Annotated in this window: 14 protein-coding genes; 6 read left to right on the top strand and 8 right to left on the bottom strand. The window is 38.9% G+C overall.

What is annotated here, in order from left to right; all coding sequences use genetic code 11:
* Positions 1-22: 22 nt before the first annotated feature.
* Together HRT50_RS00070 and HRT50_RS00065 are read right to left on the bottom strand one after the other, a co-directional pair.
* Entirely contained in the window at positions 23-769 is a 747-nt protein-coding gene (locus HRT50_RS00070) for a DUF2182 domain-containing protein (RefSeq protein WP_291610057.1), read from the bottom strand.
* A gap of 13 nt (positions 770-782) precedes the next feature.
* Complete coding sequence (locus HRT50_RS00065; RefSeq protein WP_291610055.1) at positions 783-1,421, bottom strand: DUF1326 domain-containing protein; 639 nt, start codon at positions 1,419-1,421, stop codon at positions 783-785.
* Between the two features lie 218 nt (positions 1,422-1,639).
* On the opposite strand from HRT50_RS00065, the gene HRT50_RS00060 reads away from it, so the two are divergent.
* Complete coding sequence (locus HRT50_RS00060) at positions 1,640-2,455, top strand: hypothetical protein (RefSeq protein WP_291610053.1); 816 nt, start codon at positions 1,640-1,642, stop codon at positions 2,453-2,455.
* 89 nt (positions 2,456-2,544) lie between these two features.
* Positions 2,545-2,922 (top strand): hypothetical protein, encoded by a 378-nt coding sequence (locus HRT50_RS00055; protein ID WP_291610051.1) that lies wholly within the window; start codon positions 2,545-2,547, stop codon positions 2,920-2,922.
* 205 nt (positions 2,923-3,127) lie between these two features.
* Here HRT50_RS00055 and HRT50_RS00050 read toward each other — a convergent pair whose 3' ends face one another.
* Positions 3,128-5,935, bottom strand: coding sequence for a bifunctional aconitate hydratase 2/2-methylisocitrate dehydratase (locus HRT50_RS00050; protein WP_291610049.1), 2,808 nt, complete (start codon positions 5,933-5,935; stop codon positions 3,128-3,130).
* A gap of 448 nt (positions 5,936-6,383) precedes the next feature.
* Between HRT50_RS00050 and acnB the strand changes: the two genes are divergently transcribed.
* A complete protein-coding gene (gene acnB, locus HRT50_RS00045; protein WP_291610047.1) occupies positions 6,384-8,987 on the top strand; it encodes a bifunctional aconitate hydratase 2/2-methylisocitrate dehydratase in 2,604 nt (867 codons plus the stop codon).
* Between the two features lie 193 nt (positions 8,988-9,180).
* On the opposite strand, the gene HRT50_RS00040 is transcribed toward acnB, so the two are convergent.
* Positions 9,181-10,095, bottom strand: coding sequence for a LysR substrate-binding domain-containing protein (locus HRT50_RS00040; RefSeq protein ID WP_291610045.1), 915 nt, complete (start codon positions 10,093-10,095; stop codon positions 9,181-9,183).
* A 102-nt stretch (positions 10,096-10,197) separates the two neighbouring features.
* On the opposite strand from HRT50_RS00040, the gene HRT50_RS00035 reads away from it, so the two are divergent.
* Both HRT50_RS00035 and HRT50_RS00030 read left to right on the top strand, forming a co-directional pair.
* Positions 10,198-10,542: a hypothetical protein gene (locus HRT50_RS00035; RefSeq protein WP_291610043.1), complete on the top strand. Its 345-nt coding sequence runs from the start codon at positions 10,198-10,200 to the stop codon at positions 10,540-10,542.
* A gap of 353 nt (positions 10,543-10,895) precedes the next feature.
* Entirely contained in the window at positions 10,896-11,942 is a 1,047-nt protein-coding gene (locus tag HRT50_RS00030) for a rhodanese-related sulfurtransferase (RefSeq protein ID WP_291610041.1), read from the top strand.
* Positions 11,943-12,096: 154 nt separating this feature from the next.
* Here the strand turns inward: HRT50_RS00030 and HRT50_RS00025 are convergent, their stop codons facing one another.
* Positions 12,097-14,079, bottom strand: a complete 1,983-nt coding sequence (locus HRT50_RS00025) for a methyl-accepting chemotaxis protein (protein WP_291610039.1) — start codon at positions 14,077-14,079, stop codon at positions 12,097-12,099.
* A gap of 744 nt (positions 14,080-14,823) precedes the next feature.
* Between HRT50_RS00025 and HRT50_RS00020 the strand changes: the two genes are divergently transcribed.
* Positions 14,824-16,917 carry a S9 family peptidase gene (locus tag HRT50_RS00020; protein WP_291610154.1) on the top strand — a complete coding sequence of 698 codons (2,094 nt, stop codon included), beginning with the start codon at positions 14,824-14,826 and terminating at the stop codon, positions 16,915-16,917.
* 157 nt (positions 16,918-17,074) lie between these two features.
* Here HRT50_RS00020 and HRT50_RS00015 read toward each other — a convergent pair whose 3' ends face one another.
* The 3 genes from HRT50_RS00015 to HRT50_RS00005 form a co-directional block, all read right to left on the bottom strand.
* The gene (locus tag HRT50_RS00015; protein ID WP_291610037.1) at positions 17,075-17,845 is read right to left on the bottom strand and encodes an ABC transporter substrate-binding protein; all 771 of its coding nucleotides are present in this window, start codon (positions 17,843-17,845) and stop codon (positions 17,075-17,077) included.
* A gap of 277 nt (positions 17,846-18,122) precedes the next feature.
* A complete protein-coding gene (locus HRT50_RS00010; RefSeq protein WP_291610034.1) occupies positions 18,123-18,980 on the bottom strand; it encodes a PA4780 family RIO1-like protein kinase in 858 nt (285 codons plus the stop codon).
* Positions 18,981-19,533: 553 nt separating this feature from the next.
* Positions 19,534-19,988, bottom strand: a 455-nt coding sequence (locus HRT50_RS00005; protein WP_291610032.1) for a sodium/glutamate symporter, incomplete at its 5' end; no start/stop codon positions are given.

Here is a 19,988-nt window from a genome sequence, read left to right as displayed (position 1 = left end):
CTATTTAAAGTACTAAGAGTGGTTAATTCATAAACCACATATAGCAGGCCAAAAATACCAATAACGCCCCTAGTATCTTGCTAAATATCAAGCCATGGGCAAATAGCTTTTCAATGGCAACTATAAGCGTTAAGGCAATGATCCACGGTAAACTCATTACCCCAAAAATCAAGAGCAATGTCATTAACAGCCAGCAACAGCCAAGACAGTACTGACCGTGACAGAAGCCCATTTTAATAGCACCTGCTATGCCTTCTTGCCAAGAGGAAGTTAAAAAGCCCAGTGGCGAACGACAATAGTTTAAGCAACGCTGTTTAATAGGTAACCACTGATACACCCCGGAAATCAACAGAATTAAACAAGTAAACTCAAGCTGAGCGCTGTTCATCATAGGTGTTAATAAGGCTAAATGATGAAACCACCATTGCAGCAGGGTAATCGCTAAGCTATAGCCAAGCCAAGCGAGTAAGTAGCCAATAATAAAATAAAAGCTTGCCGCGTATGGAGCATTACGTGCCTTACGCTGATCATTAATCTTTTCAATTAAGTGAAATATTGGCAAGGCAGAAGGTAACATCATACCTGCCATCATGATTGACCACATACTAAACAGCACAATTATATCTAGGTAACTCCACTGAGTAACCGGAGCCATATTCATAGTCATCAAAAAAAACATGTAATACCAAGCGGCTACGATAATGATTGCCACCGCGTGTAGTGACCAGTGTTTCTTTAATTGAATCATGTTGATTTTCTGATAAGTCATCTTCATTGCTGTGCTAAGAGTTAGCCCAGTTAACTTCAGCTTTGGCAGCAAACTGACCAACATGGTCAAACGACAACATATTATGTTTTATTGACATGGTTTTACTGGTGCCTATGATGCCATCATTCCAAAAGAAGCCACCATCAGGATAGGTGATATGGACATTTTGATCTTCACCATTCATCGGATTTATCAAGGGTGTTTGTTCTACTGCAAGTACATCGGCAATGCTAAAGCTAGAGTGTTTATCATCAGTATTCATAGTAATAGCGGCTACTATGGGTCCTTCCATCTCAGAGAAGGTACCTGCTAACGCTTCAAAGGGCATACCGCCAAACTGACCGGAAAAGATACCACCAATAGCGGCTACTTGCTCAGAAGATGCGGCAGAGTCGATAAATAACAATGCCTTACCATCACCTTCATGAATGGCTTTAGGCCAAGCGGCAGCAAAAACTACTTTTATGCCAGTGAGATCTAAACTGTCTAACTGACCACTTTTAATATAAAAGCCAAGTAGTGCCTCACAACTGCCGGACTCACTATCTGGAAAACCGGAGAACTGACAACCACAGCCATGACTACAATTACAGCATTCAATTTGATGCATAGCTAGCGACCAAGCGTTTTCATTTGATTTTTCATCGGACATGATAACCACCGTACAAAATTAAAAAACAAGTTATTAGTATAGGTTGTTTTTTATCCAGCAAAGCCCCTTTACGGTAATTGTGGGCGAAAATAACTAACATGAGTAGCTTAGTTGAGAAGAAGAAATTGCCGTACAGTTCGCTATACTTAACAGATGTCTAACATATTTATTTGGTGTAGTTATGTTGCACTTATAACTCACTGATAAAGAGGTAAGTTATGAAAAAGCTACTTGCTATATTAATGGCAACTTATTTACTTTCAACATCTGTATTTGCAGAACATGCTTGGTCGTCTTATCACTGGGCAAGAACCACTGCTTCTTTTGATTTAATTCTTATTAATAGCACTACGGCTGATTGGCATGAGCATGTCGGACAAGCCGTTATTGATTGGTCAGCAAGCACCGAAGTCAACTTAGTTAAAGAGGGCGATGGTACAAACAATAAAAAAATACGCCGTCAGTGTAAAGCGCCAGCTGGCAAAGTACGTATCTGTAATTTAGCCTATGGTCAAACTGGTTGGCTTGGCATTGCCGGCATATCTCTTGATGCTGAAGGTCACATCACTCGTGGCTACACCAAACTTAATGATACTTATTTTTCTTGGAATTATTATAACAGTGCTGATTGGAAGCAAAGTGTTACCTGCCAAGAGTTAGGGCATAACTTGGGCTTAGGTCACCAAGATGAAGACTTTGACCAAGCTTCCTCTACCTCATGTATGGAATATCAGGATCCACCTTTCTTGGACCCAGACTCTCATGACTTTGAGCAGTTAGCGGCGATGTATCATTCTTTTGATAGTTATAATTCATATTCAGGTGGCCCGAGTACAGGTAGTAACTCAACTGATGGTAATTCATGTAATGCACCCAAAGGTAAGGGCTGTAATAAATCGGAGGAACCATCGAATAATAGTGAAATAGGTTGGGGGATGTCACTAGGACGTAGGGGGAATAAAGAAGTGTTTATTCGAATTGATCGTCATGGTATCAGACACTTAACTTATGTTACCTGGGCAAAAGATCATTAGCCTTAAGTTACTGTTAAGTATTGTAATAGCTTGTTTTTTGATAAACTATAAAATTCAAGGTAATGGCAAAAGTTATAAGGAAAATAACGATGACAATGCTAAAAACTAAGCTCGCGCATAAATATATCCTTCCACCACTATGTGCATTCTTTTTAGGTGCATGTGCTGGACCAAGTACAGCCGTTCTAGGCCAAGCGAAATCTGAGTGGGACTTTGATCACCAGCTGCAATTAAAAAAAACGAAATTTGATGATAATAATTATCAACTTGAAGTTATAGCTAATAATAACGTTAGTTTTGACCGTTTATCTGCTTTTTTATTGCGTAGAGGATATTTAATTTGTGGTCAGTATGGCTACAAATTGGAGTTAGTTAAAGGGGTTGAGAGTTTTGATTATCCGCGTGCTTCACCAAATTTGATTATGCCAAACTTAACCGCAAAATTAGAGTGTGCAATAAGCAAATAAATGATCCTTTTTACGGGTATTAAGTCACGGATATTAATCCTGTGCAGTGGTTATCGACTCACGTTTAATAAAGCTTATTGTAAATAAATTTAAGATGAAAAAAATGGGGGCTACTTATACAAGTAGCCCCCATTATTGATTTAGCTATTAAAATAGAGCGCCTAGCTAGCGCCTAATTAGCTCCTAGTTAGCCCCTAATTAGGGATTAAACTACTTTAATTGGTACAGCTTCACCGGTGAACTTAGTGCTCAGCTCATGTGTTGGTGGAGTGAACTTAGTTAAGTTAATACCGTCTACAGCACTTTTGTACTCTGCAAGAGTAGGGAAACGACCCAGCATAGTTGAAAGTACAACTAGAGGCGTTGAACCAAGTAATGATTCACCTTTCTTCTCTGCAGTATCCGCTACCACACGACCTTGGAATAAACGTGTAGAAGTAGCAATTACCGTATCGCCTGGTTCAGCTTTCTCTTGGTTACCCATACATAAGTTACAACCTGGGCGTTCAAGGTACATGATATTTTCGTACTTAGTACGAGCAGCACCTTTCGGATGTGCATCATCAAATTCAAAGCCGGAATACTTTTGTAAAATGTCCCAGTCACCTTCAGCTTTAAGCTCATCAACAATGTTGTATGTTGGTGGCGCGACAACTAATGGTGCTTTAAATTCAATCTTCTTACCTTGTGCTTCCATGTTACGTAACATTTGCGCGATGATTTGCATATCGCCTTTATGCACCATACAAGAACCAACAAAACCTAAATCAACTGATTTATCTGTGTAGAATGAAACAGGACGAATTACGTCATGGGTATAACGCTTAGATAGATCATCATTATTTACGTCAGGATCAGCAATCATTGGCTCATCAATAGCATCTAAATCAACAACCACTTCTGCGTAATACTTAGCGGTATCATCTGGTGATAATGCCGGGGTAGTGCCTGCTTTGATCCCGTCGATACGTTTATCAGCTAAAGCAATTAAACCGTTAAGTGTTTTTTCTGTGTTTTCCATACCCTTATTGATCATTATTTGGATACGATTTTTAGCTAGCTCAAGTGATTGAACTAAAGTGTCATCTTCAGAAATACAGATAGACGCTTTTGCTTTCATCTCTGCAGACCAATCGGTAAAAGTGAATGCTTGGTCAGCTAATAAAGTACCAATGTGTACTTCAATCACACGACCTTGGAAAACATTCTCGCCACCAAATTGCTTAAGCATTTGCAATTGCGTTGCGTGTACTACGTCACGGAAATCCATGTGGTCTTTCATGTGACCTTTAAAGGTTACTTTAACTGATTCAGGGATTGGCATAGCCGCTTCACCCGTTGCTAATGCGATCGCCACTGTACCTGAGTCGGCACCAAAAGCGACGCCTTTAGACATACGAGTATGCGAATCACCACCGATGATGATAGCGCGGTCGTCCACAGTAATATCATTCAATACTTTATGAATAACATCTGTCATCGGCAGGTAAGCACCTTTAGGATCACGCGCAGTGATAAGACCAAACTTATTCATAAAGCTCATGAGCTTAGGAATGTTCGCTTTTGCTTTGCTATCCCATACCGATGCGGTGTGACAACCAGACTGATAAGCACCGTCAACGATTGGCGAAATTGTAGAAGCAGCCATCGCTTCTAACTCTTGGCATGTCATTGGGCCAGTGGTGTCCTGAGAACCAATAATGTTCACTGTCACGCGAACGTTAGAACCTGCATGTAATGGAGTTTCTGAAGCAACACCAACTGCGTTACGGTTAAATATTTTTTCAACAGCAGTTAAACCTTGACCTTCATGTGAGATCTCTTTAGATGCTGCGTAAACAGCAGGTGTTTCAACGCCCAAAGTTTCTGCCGCAAATGTTTGCAATTTCTTACCGAAAGTAACCGCGTAAGAACCACCTGCTTTCATGAATTCCACTTTTTGTGGAGTGAATGCTGAAGATACGTCAACTAATTCTTTATCACCGTTATATAACTTCTGCCCTTTAGTATCGATAGTTAATACAGTACCTGTAGCTACCGAGTAAGCTTCTTCTAGCACTGCATCGCCATTATCGTCAACAACATTGTTACCATTAGCATCTACTTTCTTAACCCAATTTTTAAGGTCAAGACCAATACCACCAGTTACATCAACAGTAGTCAGGAAGATAGGAGCGATGCCGTTAGTACCTGCAACAACTGGGGCAATGTTAATAAATGGTACGTAAGGACTTGCTTTTTTACCCGCCAATAGTGCAACGTTGTTAACACCAGACATACGAGAAGAACCAACACCCATAGTGCCTTTTTCTGCGATAAGCATTACTTTAGCTTTAGGGTGCTTAGCTTGTAATGCTTGTATTTCTGCTTGAGCTTCTGGAGTGATCAAACACTTGCCGTGTAATTCACGATCAGCACGAGAGTGAGCTTGATGACCAGGAGAAAGTAAGTCAGTTGATATATCGCCTTCACCAGCAATATAAGTAACGACTTCAATTTTTTCTGCTATTTCTGGAAGCTTAGTGAAAAATTCAGCTTGTGCGTAGCTTTGTAAAACCTCTTTAGCAAGCGCATTGCCTGCTTTAAAAGCCGCTTCAAGACGAGCTGTATCAGCGTCATATAAAAATACTTGTGTTTTTAATACTTCTGCTGCTGGTTTTGCGACTGCTGCGTCATCAGATAATGCTAAATCAAGAAGTACTTCAATTGAAGGTCCGCCTTTCATGTGAGACAACAATTCAAAAGCATACGTAGGGGTAATTTCTGCTAGTACAGATTCGCCTAAGATTATTTCTTTTAGGAAAGCAGCTTTTACACCGGCAGCACTAGTTGTGCCTGGTAAAGTGTTATAGATGAAAAAGTTAAGTGAATCAGCTCTATGCTCATTTGCTGAATCTTTAATTTGAGCAATAATCTCAGATAATAACTCCGCGCCATCAATTGGCAAAGGAGCCAATGCTAGATCATTTTTACGACTTTCAATTTCTTTAATGTATTCTATATATAGACTCATTTAAAACTCTCTCTAGTTCTAAGGCGCTAATAACATTGTCATCATTAGCATGGACAAATTTTATCTCTACTTATCTCTATTTTACCTGATTTTCTAAGCACTACGTAATCATTTGCTTAAATAAGCACTATTCACATTGGTTATAGTTGGTAGTGGATATAGTTATAGTGGTTATACCACTTTACTCATAACACTTTCTTCACACGTAATGGTAAATATCAATTTATTTGGCGCCTGTGTAGATTAATTATCGTCTATATTTAGTGATAGAGTCCAAATAGTAGTCATCACCCTGCTGTCCTTTAACTTTTAAATAAGTAACTGCAGCAAGGTATCGATAATTTTTAATTTCGGATACTTAACCACTTTGTCCTAGTCTTGATAACCAAAGAATCGAGTCCAATTAATAAGAAGTAATAAGTGTCCGCCCTATCAAAAGGTGAGAGTCGTGATTCAAGAATATCGCAACCACGTAGCGGAACGTGCAGCAGTAGGCATAGTACCTAAGGCTTTAGACGCCGAACAAACAGCTGCATTAGTTGAATTAATTAAAAACCCACCGATGGGTGAAGCAGCCTTTTTAATTGATTTATTAAGTAATCGTGTACCCGCAGGGGTTGATGATGCGGCTTACGTTAAAGCAGGTTTTTTAGCCGCTGTGACTAAAGGTGAAGTCACTTCAGCTATTTTAAGCGCTGAAAAAGCCACACAATTATTAGGCACCATGTTAGGTGGTTATAATATCCAACCCATGATTGATCTTCTTGACTGTGACAAATTATCTGCCACAGCAGCGAAAGGTTTATCACATACCTTACTAATGTTTGATGCTTTCCATGACGTGCAAGAAAAAGCCGAAGCAGGCAACGCGGCTGCTAAGCAAGTTATGCAATCTTGGGCTGATGCCGAGTGGTTTACTGCAAAAGAAAAAGTAGCAGAAAAAATTACTGTTAAAGTTTTTAAAGTTACCGGTGAAACCAATACAGATGATTTATCGCCCGCACCCGATGCTTGGTCTCGTCCTGATATTCCATTACACGCTAAAGCCATGCTTAAAATTGCTCGTCAAGGAATTACACCGGATAAAGACGGCAGCGTTGGGCCAATCGTGCAAATTAAAGAATTACAAAAAGATGGTATTCCACTGGCTTATGTTGGTGATGTTGTTGGAACTGGCTCTTCACGTAAATCAGCAACGAACTCGGTTTTATGGTTTATGGGTGATGATATTGCTTATATCCCTAATAAACGTGGTGGTGGTGTCTGTTTAGGCGGTAAAATCGCCCCTATTTTCTACAACACCATGGAAGATTCCGGCGCATTACCCATTGAATTAGACGTACAAGCAATGAATATGGGTGATGTTATTGACATTTACCCATACCAAGGTGTTGTTAAGAATGCTGCCGGTGAGGTTATTTCTACCTTTAAACTTGCGCCAGTATTATTAGACGAAGTGCGTGCTGGTGGCCGCATTCCATTAATTATCGGTCGTGGTTTAACCGGTCGTGCGCGTGAAGCATTAGGTCTTGTAGTGACTGATTTATTTGCAACACCTGTAGACCCTGCAGCTTCTACTAAAGGTTTTACTTTAGCGCAGAAGATGGTTGGTAAAGCCTGTGATGTTGATGGTGTGCGCCCAGGTCAATACTGTGAACCTAAAATGACCACAGTAGGATCGCAAGATACTACCGGTCCTATGACGCGTGACGAATTAAAAGATTTAGCCTGTTTAGGTTTCTCCGCTGATTTAACTATGCAGTCTTTCTGTCATACCTCTGCTTATCCTAAGCCTATTGATGTTATTACTCATCACACCCTGCCTGATTTCATGATGAATCGTGGTGGCATATCACTCCGCCCTGGTGATGGGGTTATTCACTCTTGGTTAAACCGTATGTTATTACCAGACACTGTTGGTACTGGTGGTGATTCACATACACGTTTCCCATTAGGTATTTCTTTCCCCGCAGGCTCCGGTTTAGTTGCTTTTGCCGCGGCAACAGGTGTTATGCCCCTTGATATGCCGGAATCGATATTAGTGCGCTTTAAAGGTGAAATGCAGCCAGGCATCACTTTACGTGACCTAGTTCATGCCATCCCTTACTACGGTATCAAGAAAGGTTTATTAACCGTTGAGAAAGCAGGTAAAATTAATGAATTCTCAGGCCGCATACTAGAAATTGAAGGCCTGAAAGGTTTATCAGTTGAGCAAGCATTTGAATTATCAGATGCATCAGCTGAACGCAGCGCTGCCGGTTGTTCTATTAAACTTGAAGAAGATTCAGTTAGCGAGTACTTAAACTCTAACATTGTTATGCTTAAGTGGATGATTGCCGAAGGCTATGGCGATGTTCGTACCATTACTCGTCGTATTAAAGGTATGCAAGCATGGTTAGCTAAACCTTCATTAATGTCTGCTGATAGCGATGCCGAATACGCACATATTATTGAAATTGATTTAGCTGATATCAAAGAGCCTATCGTTTGTTGTCCAAATGACCCTGATGATGCCAAATTATTATCAGAAGTTGCTGGTGTTAAAGTCGATGAAGTATTCATCGGTTCATGTATGACTAACATTGGACATTTTCGTGCCGCGGGTAAAATAATTGACTCTTTCCTTGAAGAGAGTGGTGGCACATTACCAACACGTATGTGGGTAGCACCACCAACGAAAATGGATAGCGCGCAGTTAAGTGACGAAGGTTATTTCTCTATTTTCGGTAAAGCTGGCGCGCGTGTTGAAGCACCTGGTTGTTCATTATGTATGGGTAACCAAGCACGTGTAGCTGATAAATCTACAGTACTTTCAACGTCTACACGTAACTTCCCTAACCGTTTAGGAAATGGCGCCAATGTTTACTTAACCTCTGCAGAGCTTGCTGGTGTTGGTGCTATCTTAGGTAAAATACCTAGCCCGGCTGAGTACATGGAATACGCGTCTAAAATTGATGCCACATCAGCTGATACTTATAGGTACTTGAACTTCGATAAGATGGAGCAGTACACCAAGAAAGCAGATACTGTTATCTTACAAGTAGAAGCCTAATTTGAAGGTTTCTTATCGCTAAATGGAGCGATAACAGCGTTGTAAGTACTCACTTGGTAAACCAAGCTCCGTGCTTCCGCCTTGTTCTAGCGCCATTCATCTTAAAGAAACGCTTCAAATGAATTTGTTTTATAAAATGTCATCTTGTTAATCAAGGTGGCATTTTTGTTGAGTAAACCCTAAAGATCATGAGTTATTCATAACTGTCTAGATCGGAGAATGACTTACGTAGTTTAGGTACTATCCAGTCTTCAAATAGCTTAACTTTTCTCCATGAAAATTGCTGTTCTGGCGCGACAAGGTAAAGTGAATAGGGACTTTTTATCGAGTAGTTGAGTAGCTTAACTAAACGACCAGCGCGTATATGTTCAGCCACTAAGCTACTATTTACCATTAAGAAACCGCGGTCATGCACCGCACTATCAATTAGCGGCAGTGCATCATTGGTTTGAATGACGGGAACCAAATTTTCATAGTTAAAATTTATGTTTTTACAGTATTTTTGAAAGGTTTCCTGTATTCCTATGCTGGTATCCTCTATCCAAGGTAACTGAAATACTTGCTCAGGGTCATCCTTATCAATACCGTCTAGCAGCTTCGGGCTTGCCACAAAGATGAGGTTATCATCATAGATTTTCTTCTCGGTTAAATCAGCATAACCACCTCTGCCCATACGAATTGCCAAATCAATATTTGATTGTTGAAAATCAATAAGAGCACTGGATGGAGCAAGTTGCACCATTATTTCAGGGTGTAATTTTTGGAACTCCTGAAGCCTAGGAACCAGCCAAAGAGAGCAAAAAGAATGCACGGTAGAAATACGTAATATTTGTGGATTTGGATCCCCGGTAACGACTTGAATACCACTGCTTAACTCTTCAAATCCCCTTTGCATAAAGGGTAATAGTTTTCGTCCTTTTTCGGTAAGCATGGTTTGTTTATTGGTGCGCTCAAACAATTTCGCTTGTAGGTTTTCTTCTAACAATCGAATTTGTTGGCTGACTGCTGCTTGTGTGACATTGAGCTGTTCAGCGGCTTGTTTAAAATTTTTAGATTGTCCTGCTACCAGAAAAAATTGTAGCGACTTCAATGGCGGTAAATATTTCATAGTTAAGATTTTCTTAATTACAATCAATTTTATATCGTTTGTTTTACCACCATATCATAACTAATCTGTTATCAACACTTAAGACATGAACAGAGAATTTAAATGAAAAATTTATCAATTAAGATTATTAAAAACATAGTATTTATAAGTATGATTATTTTTTGTCAGCTAGCTAAGGCTGAGCATATCACTATAAAAACGGCGAACAATTACCCCTATAAAAACCTGATCAATCGCACTGATGTTGTTAATGTTTTCTACATCACCAACGATGAAAATAAGAAATGTAGAGTTGAGATTCTATTAGACCAAATGAAATGGACATCGGTGGCAAAGGAAGTTAACCAAGAGGTTGTTAACCATGATATTTTAGCTACTTGCCTATCTAGGGAAACAGCAGAACAAATTCTCGTTCAAACCTATCTGCAGTTTGGACGTGGTTTGTAATTTTTTTCCTCATAGGATTTATTTTCATCATGGCTCTTTTATTTAGAGCAGTCAGTTGACAAGAAAATGATTTTCGTTGGAATACATCATTTTCTTGATTGTATATTAAAGCCGCAATAAGTGGCTAAGTAATAGTTCGCTAAAATGTTAATGAACGAAAATTGACAGCTATCTTTTATCCTTGCTAATTTTTACTTCGGGTTTGCTTAATTTATAGGCTATGTTACTTATTGAAAATTTCTGCTAGAATGCGCTCCCTAAAAACATGTTCTAGAGCATGTTTTACTTTCATTTAGTAAGCACTTTAATCTACAGCACTGGATTTACGTTCCAGCTAGTTCAATGGAGACTCTATGAGTTCATTAGAAAAAAAATTATCTACCTTTGTCACAGCTATACCTTCTAAAGTTACCGCCAATACACCTAATGCAATCACCATTTGTGCGTTATACAAGTTCGTGCGTTTAGACGCATTTGAAGCATTACGTGAGCCATTAGCAAATAAAATGGCCAATGTTGAAGTGAAAGGTACTTTGTTATTAGCGGCCGAAGGTATCAACGGTACTATTGCTGGCCCTCAAGCAGGAATTGATACCGTACTGGCTTTTCTAAGTGAGCAGCCGGGTTTAGATAACATTTCTCATAAAGAATCTTATAGTGAAGAAAATCCATTTCATCGCACTAAAGTGAAGTTGAAAAAAGAAATCGTCACCATGGGTATTGAAGGTATTGATCCTAACCAAGTGGTCGGCACTTACGTAAAACCAAAAGATTGGAATGCGCTAATTTCTGATCCCGACGTAGTTTTGGTTGATACCCGTAACGATTATGAAATAGAGATTGGTACTTTTAAAAATGCCATCAATCCAAATACGGAAACTTTCCGTGAATTTCCAGAATATGTAGCGAAAAACCTAGATAAAAACAAACACAAGAAAGTTGCCATGTATTGTACTGGTGGCATTCGTTGTGAAAAATCTACCGCTTATTTAAAAGAGCAGGGCTTTGAAGAGGTTTATCATCTTGAAGGCGGCATCTTAAAGTATCTTGAAGAAGTGCCGAGTACTGAGACACTGTGGGAAGGTGAGTGTTTTGTTTTTGATGGTCGTGTCGCGGTTAATCATGACTTAGAGCAAGGTCAATATGATCAATGTTTTGCTTGTCGTTTTCCACTAACTGAAGCTGAAAAAGAAGGCGAGCATTACGTTAAAGGCGTGAGCTGTCATCGTTGTCATGACAAAGTCACCGAGCAACAACGTAATCGTTATGCTGAACGTCAGCGTCAAATCTCTTTAGCAGAGCAACGCGGTGAAAGTCATATAGGTGGTGATATTCAAAATGTTATTGAAGAACGTCGCCAAGAAAAAGCCGATAAAAAGGCTAAGCAAGCAGCTAAATAGCAGTATATCTGCATCAGATAAGCGTAAATATTAAAAAAAACGTCAACTTGAATTTCAAGCTGGCGTTTTTTATTGGCCAAATATTAGCCGCGCATTATCAGTCGATATATGACTACATTCACAGCATTGTCAGGGTAATACCATTTGAATGCTTTTATTTAGCTACTGTAAATTGTTGTGTTAATTGATGCAACATTGCTGCAATAACACTAATCTCTTGCCCTGCTGTTGATACTTGAGCCGCTGCCGCAGCATTTTCGTAGGCGACATCACTAATAGCAGTAATACTCTGGCTTATTTCATTAGACACACCAGATTGCTCTTCTACAGCTGCAGCGATTAATTCGGTCATTTGCGTAATGCTATCTATTTCAGCGTCCATTCCCTGAATCATATCTGCCGTAGTTTGAGCGTTAGACAAGGTCTGCTCACATACGTCTCTACTTACCGTCATCACTTTTACGGCATCGTTTGAGGCGTTTTGTAGTTTGCCTATCATTTCTTCAATGTTTTTAGTGGACTCTTGTGTTTTTGAAGCAAGTGTTCTGACTTCATCAGCAACCACAGCAAAACCTCGACCCTGCTCTCCAGCTCTTGCTGCTTCAATAGCTGCATTAAGTGCTAACAAGTTGGTTTGGTCTGCAATGCCTCTTATTACCTCTAATACCGAGCCAATTTCATGAGAGTCAGTTTCTAATGTTTTAATAACTTCACTTGCTCGACTAATTTCTTTATCCAACCGCCCTAAATCATCTATGGTTTGAATCACTTTGCTGTTAGCTTCACTTGACGCTTGTTGCGCTGATTGTGCTGAAGATGCCGCATTAGTTGCATTAGTTGCAACTTCACTAATGCTCACAGACATTTCCTCTACAGCCGTTGCAACCTGCTCAATACTAGATTGCTGCTCAGCTAAACTTGTTGAAGACTGCAAACTTAATGCGCTAGTTTCTTCAGCTGAACTTGCTAAGCTATTACTGCTATCAACAATTTTACTGACAACACCAAGAAGATGACTTGCCATTGCTTTCATTGCACCATAAACACTTTGCTCAACACGCCCTTCATCAAAAGAAACGGTTAAATCACCACTAGCGATTGTTTCTGATATCATTTTCATTTCGCCAGGTTCACCACCTAGAGGTGTTATAATTGATTTAGTAATAATTAAGGCGACGGAGGTTATGATGACAATAAAAAACAGCACTACGATGACAATATACCAATAAAGAGTATGAATTGGCTCGAAGGCTTCTGCTACATCAATTTCAGAGAGTAAAACCCAGCGAATACCATTGATTTCAATCGGAGTAAACGCTGACAACACAGGGTTACCATTGTAATCTATAATAATTTTCTCACCTGTTTTCCCTTGGACGCCAAGTTTTGCGCCTTCGGTATCAACACCATTTTGCTTTACATTACCCGCAAAAGAAGCAAGAACAGAATGTCCTTTGGGGTCAAGAAAAGAGTCTGACCGCATTAAGAGGTCACTACCAATTAAGTAACTTTCTCCTGTGTCACCCATACCCGCACGTTGTTGCATAACATCATTGATTTTCTTAATAGACAGTTGTAGCGCAACCACAATATTTACACCTGACTTTGTTGTAAAAGGTAGTGCAATAAATCCTGCCGGGACATCATTGCTCGGAGCATACCGGCTGAAATCAGACATAGCAAAAGTGCGATCATTTTGTACTTTTTTAAATAACTGCCCCAATCCAGAACGACTATATCTCCCCGTCAGTAGATTCGTTTGGTAGTCTGCTTCTTTAGTCACGGTGTAAAAAATTTCACCAACTTCATCAATAAGGAAAAAATCATAATAACCATAGGCTTTTATAAAATTATCAAAATACTGGTGATTATTATGTACCGAAGTGTTTAGTGCATCAGTAGAGCTAAAATCTAGTATCTTTTCAATAGTAGCACTGAGTACTTCAATATCACCTTTACGCTCAGCAAAGTAATTTTCAATTTGTGATTTTTTAATTTCTCGAACGGCAACAAGTTGTGAGAAGACCTGTTTTTCAATGGAGGCACTGGAGATGTAACTCGCAATAAAACCCACAAGCAAGGTAGGAATTAGTGCTAGTACTAAAAAAGTCATCAATAATTTAGTTTTCAATTTCATAAAATATATCCTTTAATACTAAAAACGATTTGTTTTTGCGGGGGAATTCTCCGCCGTTTGTGATGTAAATATTTTGACCTTCACTAATGAAGATCCCTTTTCGTTTAGCGAATTTGAGCCAAAGCGGGGGGTATTAATGTTATTTATTTGATATTAAAGGATTATTTTTATTTTCTGGGTTCTGCGGTAGCTTAAAGTGTGCGTAGGACACTAAACCTAATTATCATTTTGTGGTCAATATATGAGTGAAAAACTGATTACGATAACATCTACTAACGGCTGTACTCCATAAACACTGTCTTGGATTAAATTCTGTTTCTATAATGGCCTAATAAGTAATAGTTCATTTAAGTATATTGCGAGGCTAAAAAGAGCTAACTGCTTTTTTGTTATTGTATTGCAATTCATCATACTCATATATTGTATTCAATTTTAACTTGTAAATATACATAACGAACCTAAATACAGCCTTTGCAATACGCGCCAATATATTAAGTTTGATTACCATTAAATAGTCGAAATTCTTTATATGAAAAAATCTTTCCTTTTTCCTTTATGCTTTTTGTACACATAAACCGATCATTAAGATTGCTGACTGGAGCTGAGACTATATTGATGCGATAAAATGGTGACTTTAGTTTATAAAGTTATAACTATCACTGACCCGAGCAATATTGCTTATAACATATAGATTGTATATTCTTGCTACATTCAAAATCTTGGCAGTTTCACATGAGAATTATGATGAAAAAACTATTTACTCTGGCAGCGATTTCTCTCGCTGCATCAGCATCGCTATCAATGTCGGTAAGCGCTAATGCGCACACTAATAGCGAAGTGTTTACCGTTGAAAAGCTAAACCAATTAAACCAACTACATGATGTTAGTGTTTCTCCGCAGGGAGATAGCATAATTTATGGTTTGAAAAAAGGTGCTAGCGACAATCACCTTTATCGACAAAATGTTAAAACGGGCAAAGTCAGTCAGTTTACCGGCCATGAGAAAAGTGAAAGTAATGTCGTTTGGGCGGATGATGGTCAGTCGGTTTACTTCCTTTCTTCACGTAGTGGCAGCAGCCAAATTTGGCAAAAGAGTCTAGATGACAATAAAGCCAAGCAAATCTCTGATTTTCCATTAGCAATTAATGGCTTTAAGCTGGCTAAAAATGGGCAAGTATTTGCTTTGTCGTTTACCGTTAAGCCGGGTTGTGACAGCTTAGCTTGTACTGTTGCCGCTAAAAAAATTGATGCCGAGAAGAAATATAACATCCGCGCTTATGATCAGTTAATGGTGCGTCACTGGGATGTTTGGGCAACAGAATATAAAGAGCATTTATTTGTCGCTCATTTAAGTAAAGACGGTCAGCTTAAGAGTGCCCAAGACATAATGCCAAATTGGCAAAGTGATTTTTCGGGTATGAGCCAAGTTACCATTAACCCAGATGCTACCTCGTTAGCCTTTTCAGCGAAAGACTCTTCAAGTAAAGCTGCAGCGAAAGATCATGCTTGGACCACTAACTTTGATATCTTTGAAGTTGCGCTGTCAGCAGGACAAACAGCTTTTAACTTAAAAAATATTACTGAACAAAATAAAGCTTGGGATGCTAATCCAGTTTATTCTTCAAATGGTCGTTTCTTAGCTTATAAAGCAATGAAAACGCCGGGTTATGAAGCGGATAAATTTACCTTACAACTTCGTGATAACCGAACCGGGAAAACTCGTGCTGTCGCACAAGATTGGGATCGTTCAATTAGCAGCTTAGCTTTTGCACCGGATAATAAATCGCTTTATGTCGTTGCTCAAGATGTTGGCCAAAAGAGCATTTTCTCTATTACCCCTGAGTTTGATGAAGTGCGCAAAATTTACAATGTCGGCAGTAACGGTGATGTAACTAGCTATGGCAACAAACTTTATTTTACCCGTCATACCTTAAACTCACCAAAAGATGTATTCTCAATTGATGACCATGGTGATGAGTTAAAGCAACTAACAAATATCAATAAAGACAAGCTTGCCGGAGTTAAATTTGCTGATTATAAACAATTTAATTTTAAAGGTTGGAATGATGAAACTGTCCATGGTTACTGGTTAAAGCCTGCTAACTATGAAGCGGGTAAAAAATATCCTATCGCCTTCTTAGTACATGGCGGCCCACAAGGAAGCTTTGGCAACATGTTTCATTACCGTTGGAATGCGCAATTATGGGCAGCCCAAGGTTATGGTGTCGTTATGGTAGATTTCCACGGTTCAACTGGTTATGGCCAAGAGTTTACCCATTCAATCAGTCGAGATTGGGGTGGTAAGCCATTAGAAGATTTACAAAAAGGTTTAGACTTTATCGTTAAAGACCAACCTTGGTTAGATGGTGATAACGCTTGTGCGTTAGGTGCATCTTACGGTGGTTATATGATGAACTGGATTGCCGGTAACTGGCCTACAGGTTTTAAATGTTTGATAAATCACGCTGGTTTATATGATATGCCAAGTTTTTATCAAACTACTGAAGAATTATGGTTCCCAGAATACGATATGGGTGGCCCGTCTTGGGGCAAAGAAACTGGTAGTGCTAAAGGTAAAATAAGCACGGATTATTCAAAATTTAATCCTGCGGCTTACGTTAATAACTGGCAAACACCTATGTTAGTGATTCAAGGTGAATTAGATTACCGCGTGCCGTACGCACAAAGTTTAGGTGCATTTACTACGTTACAGCGTAAAGGCATTGATAGCCGTTTAGTGATGTTTCCTGATGAAGACCACCACATTCGTAAGCCTGATAACCTAGTAGTTTGGTATGATGAAGTATTCAAATGGTTAGAAAAATATACCAAGCAATAGTTATAAACTAACGATTAAGTCATGCTGTTGCAGGTGATTAACTAGTCATAACAAAAAAGGCAGATTAACCTAGGTTAATCTGCCTTTTTTATAAAGGTTATATTTTTATTGTAAAGAGTTCTGATGCCGCATCGAACGAAAATTAATGCTGTAAAGGTTACTTATTCGTAGGATTATTAAGATATTGGTTTCGATTTTTTGTCCTGATTTTTTCAATAGTACCGTCAGATATCGCTTTTGATAATACTTGAGATAACTCATTCGCATAATGTTTAATTTTTGACTGTCTGGATATAGCAATATAGCTATTCATGGGTTTGTTATATTGATAATTAGCCATGGAAAATTTATTTTGATACTCAGCTGTTGATAACAAGGGTAATACGGTTTCTTCTCTCTCTAAAAAAGTATCTATTCGACCTTTGAGCAACATCTTAACGAGTTGTTGCCTTGATGTTAGCTCTATTTTTTTTATCAATTGGCTTTCATCAAACAATGGGAAATACAAAGCACCTCTTAATGTACCCACAAGTAAAGGGGTAAGATCACTGAATTTTTTTATTGTTAAGTTGTCTGCTTTCAGCGTAAAAAAACGTAAAGGCTGATGTTGGAGTAAATAAGGGGGATTAATAAAGATAAAATGCTGTTCTCTAGGAGAAGATTTACTTAATCCCAATATCATATCAGCCTGACCTTGTTTGACCATAGTTAAACAACGCACAGGAGGACATCGAAGGAAAACAGGCTTAAGCCCAATGGATTTAGCTAACAGATGAATAATGTCAATATTTTCACCTACTAACTTGTTAGCAACTAAATCAACATAGGGTGGTTCAAGAAATACAGCAACATTTAGCTTACCCGTTGCCGCAACAGCACAGTTAAATAACCCAATGATAATAAAAAAAAAACAGCAAAAATATTTCATAATAACGTTACAGCTAGGTTAGTGAAATAATAAGTTTTCTAATAAAGAGTGTAGCGTACATGGTTGATACAGTGATCTACATAGTAATTTTTAGGTGGTATTAAAACTCTTTAGCTAGATATTGCCACAACACTAGGCACTTAATAAAAGGTTATAGCGTATATAGCAATATTATGAGGGATTAAATATTTGAGTTTAAATAGTACGTGCTACCTTGCCGCTATAGCTCGAAGTTAACAGTGATAGCTTACGTGTGAAGCTATCACTCATTAGTATATTAATCTTGTTCAGCAGCTTCTTTAAGGTAAGCAAGTCGGTCTTGCTCTTGTTCAAAAGCGGCTTGGATCTCTGCCAGTACAGTTTCAACATCGGCGCTTTGCGTATCCTCGGCAAATTGTCCTGTTAACTTAGTCGTGTCACTGAGTTCACCGGCTTCATATAACGCCCACATTTCTTCACCAAATTTGGTTAAAGCTAGCGTAGGGGCGAATTGAGCATAATAACTAGTGATATTGTTAACATCACGCAGTAACATAGCCTTGGCATTGTTATTCGCTGAGGCATCAACCGCTTGTGGTAAGTCGATCACAACAGGGCCGTATGCATCAACTAAAACATTAAATTCGGATAAGTCACCGTGCACAATACCCGCACAAAGCATACGCATAATGTAAATCATCATTAAAGCATGATCTTCTATGGCTTGCTCTGCTGGCATCACTACATCATTAAGGCGTGGTGCAACATCACCTTCTTCATCAGTGATAAGTTCCATCAATAATACGCCGTCAAAACAGCCGTAGGGTTGTGGTACACGTACATCGTGTTCGGCAAGAGTATACAAAGCATCAACTTCAGCATTTTGCCAAGCTTCTTCTTGTTGACTCTTACCGTACTTAGAGCCTTTTTCCATGGCCCTTGCACGTCGACTACTTCGGCCCTTTCTGCCTTCTGTGTACTGTGATGCTTTTTTAAAGCTTCGTTTAGTGGCTTCTTTATATACTTTCGCACAGCGAATTTCATCACCACAACGTACTCGGTACACTGTGGCTTCTTTACCGCTCATTAATTGGTTGAGTACATCATCAATTATGCCTTCTTCTACGAGAGGCAATAGTCGCTTTGGAATTTTCATTGCGCTGTTATACCTCAGATGGGGTAAGGAAGATAGTAAAACCTTATTTGTGTAATTGAAGCCGGTAATAGCTTGGCGGTTTGTTTGGCTTTTAGGTGGCTATAGCTTACCTAAGGATGTTTTAAAGCTGTCTGTTTTTGTTAGTAATATTGACCAATTAGATCTAAACGTTTTGCTAAAATTATTTCCTCAAAAGAAAATTCAATAAGGCTGGTCTCAAAAAGTAAACATTCACCCTCAAAATTGACGGCATGTAGAGCTTAAAAACGGGCCAAATAAACGATTTCTCAACGACAAAAATTAAAGCAATAGCTAGTTGCTTTCTAATGGCCAAGACCTGTGATGGTGGTCCTAAAGCTCTTAATACTTACTGGCTAGTGGTGGTGTCGTTAGTAAAGCTTTGTGGCTGACGCCAAAGGTTTTCTACCCCAGAATATCGACTGTAATTCACACATCCTAAAAAAATCTGGTGAGAAAAATAGCGATTAAAGTTTGATAAAAATTTTTCATAATGGTGGAGGCTCATCATTTAGTAGAAGGTTTATCGGCATCGTTAGCTTAGCCAGCCAAGAAAAATTTGGATAATAAATGCATTGGAAATATCAATAAAGAAGGCGCCAATTAGTGGTACAACAATAAATGCCTGTGGTGACGGGCCATATTTTTTGGTAACTGTGGTCATATTGGCAATAGCGGTGGGAGTTGCTCCAAGGGCTAGGCCGGCATAGCCAGAAGCCATAATTGCCGCATCATAATTTTTGCCAAGTGCTCTAAAGATTACAAAAATAGAAAAACCTAACACCATAATCACTTGCGCACCAAGCAGTAATAGAATTGGCAGGGCAAGGTCTATTAGAGTCCATAGTTGCAAACTCATCAAAGACATCGCTAAAAATAAGCCTAAGCAAAAATCTGAAATTAATGCCAATGTTGGTGTGCCTGAAGGCCAAGGTAATTTTTTCCAAATAAGTGGTACAGTATTTGTCAGAATAATTCCGCCAAATAAGC

The organism is Colwellia sp. (genome assembly GCF_013215345.1).
Lineage (GTDB): Bacteria > Pseudomonadota > Gammaproteobacteria > Enterobacterales > Alteromonadaceae > Colwellia.
This window is presented reverse-complemented; position numbering and strand designations above follow the sequence as displayed.